Origin of the sequence: Amycolatopsis sp. SID8362 (assembly GCF_010550475.1) — a bacterium.
Taxonomy (GTDB): Bacteria; Actinomycetota; Actinomycetes; order Mycobacteriales; family Pseudonocardiaceae; genus Amycolatopsis; species Amycolatopsis eburnea.
In genome coordinates, this window is the sequence record NZ_JAAGNB010001467.1 from 1 (window position 1) to 9,854 (window position 9,854).

At 71.7% G+C, this 9,854-nt stretch carries 9 protein-coding genes; 6 read left to right on the plus strand and 3 right to left on the minus strand.

Annotation, left to right across the window (positions count from 1 at the left end; all coding sequences use genetic code 11):
* Positions 1-2,402: TIM-barrel domain-containing protein (locus tag G3I65_RS45140; RefSeq protein ID WP_160701546.1), on the plus strand; the 2,402-nt coding region annotated here is incomplete at its 5' end.
* A gap of 60 nt (positions 2,403-2,462) precedes the next feature.
* Here the strand turns inward: G3I65_RS45140 and G3I65_RS45145 are convergent.
* Together G3I65_RS45145 and G3I65_RS45150 are read right to left on the minus strand one after the other, a co-directional pair.
* The gene (locus G3I65_RS45145; protein ID WP_309236008.1) at positions 2,463-2,972 is read right to left on the minus strand and encodes a DUF305 domain-containing protein; all 510 of its coding nucleotides are present in this window, start codon (positions 2,970-2,972) and stop codon (positions 2,463-2,465) included.
* 20 nt (positions 2,973-2,992) lie between these two features.
* Complete coding sequence (locus tag G3I65_RS45150; protein WP_160701548.1) at positions 2,993-3,925, minus strand: DUF1996 domain-containing protein; 933 nt, start codon at positions 3,923-3,925, stop codon at positions 2,993-2,995.
* Positions 3,926-4,142: 217 nt separating this feature from the next.
* Between G3I65_RS45150 and G3I65_RS45155 the strand changes: the two genes are divergently transcribed.
* Positions 4,143-6,269 carry a discoidin domain-containing protein gene (locus tag G3I65_RS45155; RefSeq protein ID WP_160701549.1) on the plus strand — a complete coding sequence of 709 codons (2,127 nt, stop codon included), beginning with the start codon at positions 4,143-4,145 and terminating at the stop codon, positions 6,267-6,269.
* Between the two features lie 40 nt (positions 6,270-6,309).
* Here G3I65_RS45155 and G3I65_RS45160 read toward each other — a convergent pair whose 3' ends face one another.
* Positions 6,310-6,660: a VOC family protein gene (locus tag G3I65_RS45160; RefSeq protein ID WP_160701550.1), complete on the minus strand. Its 351-nt coding sequence runs from the start codon at positions 6,658-6,660 to the stop codon at positions 6,310-6,312.
* Between the two features lie 77 nt (positions 6,661-6,737).
* On the opposite strand from G3I65_RS45160, the gene G3I65_RS45165 reads away from it, so the two are divergent.
* From G3I65_RS45165 to G3I65_RS45180, 4 genes are all read left to right on the plus strand, one after another.
* The gene (locus G3I65_RS45165; protein WP_160701551.1) at positions 6,738-7,541 is read left to right on the plus strand and encodes a helix-turn-helix domain-containing protein; all 804 of its coding nucleotides are present in this window, start codon (positions 6,738-6,740) and stop codon (positions 7,539-7,541) included.
* A gap of 328 nt (positions 7,542-7,869) precedes the next feature.
* The gene (locus G3I65_RS45170) at positions 7,870-8,304 is read left to right on the plus strand and encodes an XRE family transcriptional regulator (RefSeq protein WP_160701552.1); all 435 of its coding nucleotides are present in this window, start codon (positions 7,870-7,872) and stop codon (positions 8,302-8,304) included.
* 19 nt (positions 8,305-8,323) lie between these two features.
* Positions 8,324-8,914, plus strand: coding sequence for a hypothetical protein (locus tag G3I65_RS45175; RefSeq protein WP_160701553.1), 591 nt, complete (start codon positions 8,324-8,326; stop codon positions 8,912-8,914).
* 9 nt (positions 8,915-8,923) lie between these two features.
* The coding region (locus tag G3I65_RS45180; RefSeq protein ID WP_160701554.1) for a hypothetical protein at positions 8,924-9,854 on the plus strand (931 nt) is incomplete at its 3' end.

A 9,854-nucleotide genomic window follows, 5' to 3' on the forward strand; every position in this document is an offset into this window, starting at 1 on the left:
CCTTCCCGCCCGCGTCGGCCCGCGCGTTCACCGGCTGCCCGGCCGGCGTCAGCTGCGAGGCGGAGGCGGGGCTCCGGGCCGGTTCGGCCGTCGTCGCGACCGACCACCCGGGCTACGCCGGGCGCGGCTTCGTCGCCGAGCTGAACCGGGGATCGTCGCTGACGCAGCGGATCACCGACGTCGCGACCGACGGCACGTACCTGCTGCACGTCCGGTACGCCAACGGCACCGGCGGCGACGGGCGCCACGAAACGCGGACCGCGTCGGTCGCCGCGAACGGCGTCACGCGCACGCTGAGCCTCCCGGTCACCGACAACTGGGACGCGTGGAAGACCGCGTCGGTCCCGGTCGACCTGAAGGCCGGCGCGAACGACGTCGTGCTCGGCTGCCCCGAGGACACCAGCTGCCACGTCAACATCGACACCGTCGCGGTCACCGCGCCGGGCGCGGCCGCCCCGCAGCCGCACCTCGCCCTCGGCGGGTACCGGCGCGGCCTCGACGGCGTGAACGGCGACAACGGAAACCCGTCGCTCACCGAAGGGCTCCTGCACCAGGACGGCTGGTACCTGCTCGACGACAGCCCGTCGGCGCTGTACGACACCGCGACCAAGACGGTGACCCAGCGGCCGTCGCACGGCGGCAGCCCGTACCAGGACGGCTACGTCTTCACGTTCGGGCACGACTACAAGGCTGGGCTCCGCGACCTCGCGACGCTGACCGGGCCGCCCGAGCTGCTGCCGCGCTGGGCGTACGGTGTCTGGTACTCCGAGTACATCGACCGCACCGCGGCCGACTACCGCGACACGATCCTGCCGCGCTTCCGGAGCGAGGGTGTGCCGCTCGACGTGCTGGTCACCGACACCGACTTCAAGGCGCCGGACACCTGGAACGGCTGGCAGATCGACACGAACAAGTTCCCCGACCCGGCGGGCTTCTTCGCGTGGTCGAAGGCGCAGGGCCTGCACAACACGCTCAACACCCACCCGAGCATCATGGGCTCGGACCCGCAGTTCGCCCGCGCGCAGGCGACGGCGAAGGGCAAGCTGGCGAAGTCCGGCTGCGGCACCGACTGCTACGTCTTCGACTGGGGCGACCCGGACCAGCTGAAGGCCTACCTCGACCTGCACGCCGACATGATGAAGCAGGGCAACGACTTCTGGTGGCTCGACTGGTGCTGCGACGCCTCGAAGTCGAGCCTGGCCGGCGTCACCCCGGACGCGTGGATCAACCAGCAGTACGCCGACCTGGCCGCCCCGGCGACCGGCCGCGGCTTCGTCACCTCGCGGGCCTACGGTTCGCTGCAGGCCGGCGGCTACGGCGGTCCGATCGGGCTGTCGACGGGACCGTGGGCGGACAAGCGCAGCACGCTCCACTTCACCGGGGACACGTCCTCGACGTGGGGCACGCTGCGGATGGAGGTCGGGATCACCCCGGCCGAGTCGGCCGCGACGGGGATGTCGGCGATCAGCCACGACATCGGCGGGCACAACGACACGACCGGCCTGCGCGGCAGCGAGACGTACACCTCGGGCGGGCAGCAGCGGCAGACGGTCAAGCTGCCCGACGACATGTACGCGCGCTGGGTGCAGCTCGGCACGTTCCAGCCGATCGACCGCCTGCACAGCAACCACAGCGACCGGCTCCCGTGGCAGTACGGCGACGCGGCGAAGGCGTCGGCGACGAAGTTCCTGAACCTGCGCGAGAACCTGGTGCCCTACACCTACACGCTGGCCCAGGAGGCCGCCACGACGGGCGTTCCCGTGGTGCGGCCGACGTACCTGGAGTACCCGGACGACCCGGCCGCCTACGCGGCGGCGTCGAGCGAGTACTTCTACGGGCCGGACCTGCTGGTGGCGCCGGTGACGACGCCGGGAACTTCGGCGACGACGTCGGTCTGGTTCCCGCCGGGGCAGTGGACGGACTACTTCAGCGGCAAGGTGTACACCGGCGGGACGACCCAGCAGGTCACGTCGGACCTCGGCACGATGCCGGTGTTCCTGCGCGGCGGCGGCATCACCGCGACCCGCACGGCGGACGTGCCCAACGACGTCCAGAGCCCGCTGGACCGGGTGACGGTGACGGTCGCGCCGGGCGGGTCCGGGTCCTTCTCGCTGTATGAGGACAACGGGACTTCGTCGGCGCAGAGCTCGACCACGAAGATCACCTACGCCGAGCGCGCCGGTTCGCGCACGGTGACGGTGGCGCCGCCGCAGGGCCGGTACCAGGTGGCCGATCGCGAATGGACGGTGAAGTTCCTCGGCGTGGCCGCGGCGCCGAGTCGGGTCATGGTCGGCGCCGGGTGGGCCCCGGCGTCGGCGTGGAGCTGGGACGCGGCCACGAAGACGTTGACGGTGAAGGCCCCGGCCCGCCCGGGCCGGGCCCCGGTCACCGTGACGTACTGAGGCTCCGGCGCGCTGAAAGGGACTTTCCTCGCATGTGCTGCGAGGAAAGTCCCCTTCAGCTCACTTCGCCAGCACCTCGGTTTCGCGGGCTCCTTCGGCACTGAGGTCCGCGGCCAGCGCGCGGGTTTCCGGGTCGGCGCCGGAAGCCTGTTCGCCGCGGGCGAGGACCACGAGCTGTGCCGCGTGCGCCCGGAGCAGGGCGAGCAGGCGCCGGTCGAACTCGGCGGCGCCGTCGGTGCGCAACGCGGCCAGGTCCGCGGGCGTGACCATGCCCGGCATCCGGTGTCCACTGTGGACATCGGTGGCCGGGAGCCCGGCCCGGTCCCGTGCCGCCTTCAACCGCTCGAGCAGGCGTTCCGAAGGCACCACCACGGCTGTGGCCGCCGACCGCACGGCCGCGCTCCCGGCCCGTTCCGGGGCCAGCCGGGCGGCCGCGAGGGCGTTCGACGTCATCGGGACCACGAGCTGCAGCCAGGCGACGTCGGTCGGGTTGAAGGCGGTGGACGGCCCGGGGGCGGGGCCGGTGGCGGCGGTGGTGGCGCACCCGCCCAGGATCAGCGCTACCACCACCGCCCCCAGGGCCGGCCCTTTCACGGGCGGCCGGGCAGCCGGTAGTTCGGCCCGAGCACCGAGCCGCGATCCGGCTTGTAGAGGTCGAACCCGCGCGGGTCGCACTGCAGGCCGCCGTTGATGCAGTGGCTCACCAGCGCGGCCAGGGTCGGCGGGTCCCACGCGTTGAAGAAGTCGTAGTGCCACGAATACCCGCGGCCGCTGGCCAGGTGCACGCCGGACATGTCGCCGCTGACGGGGAAGGCGATCTTGAACTCCAGCATCGGCACGGCCACCGGGTGGTCGGCGGGGCAGGTCAGCGTCGCGCGGTCCGGGTACGCCAGGTGGCTCTTGTGGTCCGCCGAATCCAGGTGGACGCCGTCCCAGCAGCTCGGGGCCTGGTACCGGATGTTGAGCTGGCTGCCGGCCACGCAGTTCACCGGGATGTCCCAGTTGTGGAAGCTGTCCCCGCACTCCCAGCCCTCGATCGCGCCGGGGGCGTGCTGGAACTCGTCCTGGGTCGCGGTGACGGTGCCGGCGACGTACCGCAGCCCGGGTGGGAACGGCACCACCTTCGTGTAGTCGAGGATGCCGGACTTGTAGTAGACGACCTGCGCGAAGTTCGGCAGCACCACGTCGTTGCCGTTGTAGACGGTCGGGAACCAGTACGCCGACAGGTCGTCCGGCGCCAGGCAGGTCGTGTTCCCGACGCCCGCGGCCTGCAGCGATTGCAGCGTCGTGGCCGCGTTCGTCGTCTTGTTGCCGATGAACGTGTGGTCGTGCGAAGCGCCGGGCAGGCCGGGGAAGACGATCGGGTCGTCCGGCTGGTGGTGGCTGGGGGAGCAGTTGACCTGGAACTCGTGGTGGGTCACCAGGTCGTCGGCTCCGGCGGGCGACCAGGTGGCCGCGGTCAGGAAGGCGCCTGCCAGCACGGTGGCGGCGGTGCAGGCGAGGAGCGCGGCTTTCGTTGCCAAGGGTCCTCCACGGTGAGGGTGCCAAGGATGGGAGAGCGCTCTCCAAGAGCATGCGCACCGGGGTGCCGCCGTGTCAAGGAGCACTCGGATACCGCGGCGGGCAGCCATTGTCCGGTTCGAGACGGAATCCTTGACAACGCGGGGCGCGGTGCCGAACCATCGGTCGCGTCGGAGAGCGCTCTCCAACCTCCGTCCCCTTGTTCGTACGGGAGTCATCGTGGACCGACCGTCGCTCCTCCGTGCCGTCCCGGCGCTGGTGGCCCTGCTGGTGCTGGGGTTGCTCGCCGGCCCCGCCCCGGCGCACGCCGCCACCGTGCTTTCCCAGGGCAGACCGGTGACCGCGTCCAGCACCGAAGGCGCGGGCACCCCGGCGTCGGCGGCCGTCGACGGCGACCCCGGCACGCGCTGGGCGAGCGCCTGGAGCGACCCGCAGTGGCTCCAGGTCGACCTCGGCGCGCCGGCCGACATCAGCCAGGTCACCCTGAACTGGGAGGCCGCCTACGCGACTGCATACGAAATCCAGATTTCCGACAATGCCGCGAATTGGCAGACTGTATACAGTACGACCACCGCGGTCGGTGGTATGCAAAATCTCGCGGTCACCGGGCACGGGCGTTACGTCCGCCTCTACGGCACCCACCGCGTCGGCGGCTACGGCTATTCGCTGTGGGAGTTCCAGGTCAGCGGCACTGCGGGGGCGCAGAACGGTCCCGGCGTCACGCGGGTAACCGGCGCGCAGGGGAACTGGCAGCTGACCGTCGACGGTATCCCGTGGACCGTGAAGGGCCTGACCTGGGGACCGCCGGTGAGCGAAGCGGCCACGCGGATGCCGGAGCTGCACGCTATCGGCGTCAACACCGTCCGGACCTGGGGCACCGACGGCACCACGCAGCCGCTGCTCGACGCCGCCGCGGCCAACGGCATCAAGGTGATCAGCGGCTTCTGGCTGCAACCCGGCGGCGGCCCCGGCAGCGGCGGGTGCGTCGACTACACGACGGACACGAACTACAAGAACACCATGCTCGCCGAAATCCAGAAATGGGTTACCGCATACAAAACACACCCGGGTGTGCTGCTGTGGAACGTGGGCAACGAGTCGATCCTCGGGATGCAGAACTGCTACTCCGGTACGCAGCTGGAGCAGGACCGGATCGCCTACACGCGGTTCGTCGACCAGGCGGCGCAGGCCATCCACGCGATCGACCCGAACCACCCGGTCACCTCGACCGACGCGTGGACCGGGGCCTGGCCGTACTACAAGGCGTACGCGCCGAGCCTCGACCTGTACTCCGTCAACTCCTACGCCCAGGTGTGCCAGGTCAAGCAGGACTGGCTCGCCGGCGGCTACACGAAGCCGTACATCATCACCGAAACCGGCCCGGCCGGCGAATGGGAAGTGCCCGACGACGCGAACGGCGTCCCGGCCGAGCCGACCGACCAGCAGAAGCGCGACGGTTACGTCAACGCGTGGAACTGCGTGCTGGCGCACCCGGGCGTGGCGCTCGGCGCGACCCTCTTCCACTACGGCACCGAAGGCGACTTCGGCGGCGTCTGGTTCAACATCACCACCGGCAACGAGAAGCGGCTGTCCTGGTACGCCGTCCGCAAGCTCTACAGTGGACAGACTGGCGGCAACACCCCGCCGGTGATCTCGTCGATGAACCTCAGCCGCAGCACCGATGTGCCGGCGGGCGGGACGTTCACCCTGACCGCCGCGGTGTCCGATCCGGACGGTGACCCGATCAGCTACACCATGGGGTACAACAGCAAGTACATCAACGACGCGGCCGGCCTGATCCCGGCGCAGTTCACCGGGACCGGCACGTTCACCGTCACTGCGCCGCAGCAGCTCGGTGTCTGGAAGATCTACCTCTACGCCCGGGACGGCCACGGCAACGTCGGCATCGAGACGCGTTCGCTGCGCGTGGTCGCGCCGCCGGTGCCGGGCACCAACCTGGCCCGCGGCGCCGCGACGACGGCGTCGACGTACCAGGCCGACGGTCCCGGCGCCCCGTACCCGCCGCAGGCCGCGACGGACGGGAACACCGCGACCCGCTGGGCGAGCGCCTGGGCCGACCCGCAGTGGCTGCAGGTGGACCTGGGCAGCCGCCAGGCGTTCGACCACGTCCAGCTGGTCTGGGAGGCGGCGTTCGGTAAGGCGTACGAAATCCAGGTCAGCGACGACGCGGCGAACTGGCGCAGCGTGTACGGGACGACGTCCGGGGACGGCGGCGCCGACGACATCGCGGTCACGGCCACCGCGCGGTACGTCCGCGTGCACGCCACCCAGCGCGGCACCGCGTACGGCTACTCGCTGTACGAGTTCGGCGTCTACCGGTCCTGACTACGGGCGGCCCCTCTTCGCCGAGGGGCCACCCGCCGCGTCAGGCCGGGATCAGGCAGAAGAGGTGACCCTCGGGATCGGCGAGCACCACCCAGTCCGTGCCGCCGGGCTGGAACTCCGGCCGGGTGGCACCGAGCCCTTCGAACTCGGCGACGGCGGCGTCGAGGTCGCCGACGGTGAGGTCGAAGTGCGCGTGCTTGGCGGCGTCCGGCCAACCGGGGCCGCGGTAGCCCTCGACGCGCTGGAAGCCGAGCCCGACCGGGCCGCCGCCGAGCTGGGCGGAGTCCGCGTCCTGGTGCGTCACCTCCCAGCCGAGCGCCTTGGCGTAGAAGGCGGCGAGCGCGGCGGGGTCGGCGCAGTCGAGGACGATCGTGGTGAGTTCTGCGGGCATGGGAACCGCTCCTTTCGTTCTGCGGCAGCCTGCCCGCGGCCCGGGTCCGCGGTCTTGAAGATCCTTGCGGCCCGGAATTGTCGTACCCCCGGCGTACGGTCCGGGACGTGCGTGAAGCAGTCGAAGTCGTGGCCCGCCCCGGGTATGCGGTGAGCGTGGTCGAATGCGCCGACGACCACACCGGGTGGTCGCCGGCCGAAGTGTCGTCGGCGTACCGGATGGTGCTGGTCCGCCGTGGCCGGTTCCGCCGCCGTGCCGGGGGAGTGGTGGCGGACGCCGATCGGACGGTGGCCTATCTGGCCGCGCCCGGCGACGAGGAGTGCTTCGCGCACCCGGCGGGCGGCGACACCTGCACGGCGGTGAGTTTCGGCGCCGAGTTGTGGTCCCGCCTGGCGGGCGACCGCCCGGTGCGGCCCGCGGTGTACGTCGACGGCGCGCTGGAACTGGCCCACCGCCGAGCCGTCGCGTCGGCGGCCGACCCGGATTACGCGCTGGCGGAGGAGCTGCTGGTCCTGGTGCGCCGGGCGGTCACCCGGTCGACGGGCTCGACGCGAGACGACCGCGAGCTGGTCGCGCGCGCCAGGGAAGCGATCGGCTCGGACGAACCGGCGGCGGCCGGCTTGTTCCCGCTCGCGGAGGCGCTGGGGGTGTCGCCGTACCGGTTGAGCCGCGCGTTCCCGCGCGAGCTGGGCGTTTCGGTGACGCGGTACCGGAATCGGGTGCGCGTCGGCCGCGCCCTCGAGCGGCTGGAGGCGGGGGAGCGGGAACTGGCGGTGCTGGCGGCGGACCTGGGCTTCGCGGACCAGGCCCACCTGACGCGCACGGTCCGGGAGCACACGGGCACGACACCGGGGGTGATGCGCCGGCTGCTGGCGAACTAACGGGAGGGCTCGCGCTGCGGGCCGGTCGTCTGATCGCGCCGAAGCCTCGGGCCGGGCGTCCCGGTCAGCTGCTGGCGAGCCCGCGCGTCCCACTTCGTGCGGAAGCGGTTCGGCTCGCAAGGATCGCGCGGCGGGCACGGAGCTAGGCGCGTGGCCACCCCCAGCGGCCACGTGAATCACCCCGTGGCCGCAGCGCCACCCAGGGTTCTGTGTCATGTTTCCGAAACACCGAACGGGAGTATCGTAGTCTTTCCGGGACGGTATGTGTCAAGTTTTCGGAACAGCTACGCTGACGGTTGTCACGTTTCATGACAGAGGGTGGTGTGTGGTGAGTGAAGAGCGCAGTTTCGCCGAACGGCTGGCGCACTTGATCGCGACCGTCCACCCGCCGGACCGCAAGCCGTACTCCTACCGGGAGATCGCGACCGGGGTCGCCGACCAGACCGGCGTCTCGATGTCGGCGACGCACGTGCAGCAGCTGGCCGTCGGCGCGCGCAAGGACCCCAAGCGCTCGCACATCCAGGCGCTCGCGCAGTTCTTCGGCGTGCCCGTCACCTACTTCTTCGACGACGAGGTCGCCGGCCAAGTCGACCAGCAGGTCGAGGACGTCGTGGCGTGGCGCGACGCCGAAGCGCGCACCCTGGCGCAGCGGGCGATGCGGCTCTCCCCGCGTGACCGCGAAACCGTGACGGCGCTGCTCGACCAGCTCAGCAGCTACGACGACACCCGCCGCCGCGAAGGCCGGCGCCGGAAGCCCGAGTGAGCCACCGCGGTCGGTTAGGATGACCTCGTCCGTGATCGCGCCCCGGTGCAGCCGGCTGGCGCCCGGTGAGCGGGGAGGACCCATCGACGAGCGTGGTCTGCCGGACCTCCGTGACCGGGCGCGGGCGCGCGTCCGGACGGTGCTCGCCGCCGTCCCGCTGCCCCGGCCGTGGTCGATGAACGGCTGGGTGGACCGCCTGGAAGCCTGGCGCGGGCGCGAGATCGACCTCGTCCCGATCGCCTACCGGCCCGGGCAGCCGTCCGGGGCCTGGCAGGCGCGCCCGGACTACGACCTGATCGCCTACACCGAGCACACGTCGGCGCTGCACCAGGACCACATCATCGCCCACGAGCTCGCCCACATGCTGTGCGCGCACACCGGCACCTGCCTGATGGCCGAGTCCGAAGCCGCCGAGCTCGCCCCCGACCTCGCGCCGGCGGCGTTGTCGCACCTGCTCACGCGCGTCACGAGCGGGACAGAGGAGTACGAAGCCGAGCTGATCGCCGTCCTGCTGATGAGCGCCGCGACCAGCGAACCCTCCGCCGTTCAGCCGGGTGCCTCCGGCCGGGCGGCCGACCAGGCTAGGCGGCTGGCGGCACTCCTGGGATAGTCGCCTCCCGTGATCGACATTCTGTTCCTCGGGGTCGGGGTCTTCGCGCTCGTCGTCGGCATCTGGCGCGCGGTCCGCGCGCGGCGTACCGGCGCGGGCGCGGGACTGGCCGTCTCGCTCATCGCGCTGGGAGCGGCGTTCTGCTTCCTCTCCAACCGGGCGCAGCAGTTCGAGAGCGAGATCTACCCGAGTCTCGGCCGCCTGCTGTCGAACCTGGCGACGATGGTCGCCGCCTACGGCATCGGGCTGACGGTCGCGGAGATCAGCGGCACCCGCGACCGCGGCCGCCGCACCCGGCTGGTGGCGCTCGGCGTCGCGCTGACGCTGCTCGTCGTCATGTTCTTCAGCACGGCGGACCTGCCCCGCGGGATCGGCCTGTTCGACGAGCTGTACCGCACCCACCCGACGCTGGTCGTCTACGTCTTCACCTACACCGTGTACCTGGGCCTCGCGGTGATCGACATCGGGATCGTCGCCGCGGTGACGATCCGGGCGAGCGGCGGCGCCCTGCGCGCCGGTCTGGCGTTGCTCCTGCTGGCCTCGGCGTTCGCGATCGCGTACCTCACGGGGAAGGTCGTCGCGACGATCCACGCGCTGGAGTCCGATCACCCGGCGAAGGCGTTGTGCCGCGGCCCGTTCTCGACGCTGCCGTGCGCGCTCGACGTCGGCTTCCCCGCGGTGTCGGTGCTGCTGATCGTGCTGGGCCTGACGATCCCGGCGGTCCCGGGCCTGGCGGCGGGCCGCCGCGACGCGCGGACACTGCGCCTGCTGCGACCCCTACGCGCCCACCTCACGCGGCGCTACCCGGAGATCGTCCGCATCGACCCGGGCGGCCCGTCCCGCCGCGAGCGCCTCCTGACGGCGATGAGCGAAACCAACGACGGCCTGATCCTGGCCGGCGCCACCCCGGACATCCCACCCGCCGCGGCGGCCCGCCTGG

Bases quoted from the DNA above. Each gene is read 5' to 3' on its own strand.
- G3I65_RS45175 (WP_160701553.1), top strand. From the start codon at position 8,324: ATGACCTCGTCCGTGATCGCGCCCCGGTGCAGCCGGCTGGCGCCCGGT.
- G3I65_RS45160 (WP_160701550.1), bottom strand. From the start codon at position 6,660: ATGCCCGCAGAACTCACCACGATCGTCCTCGACTGCGCCGACCCCGCC.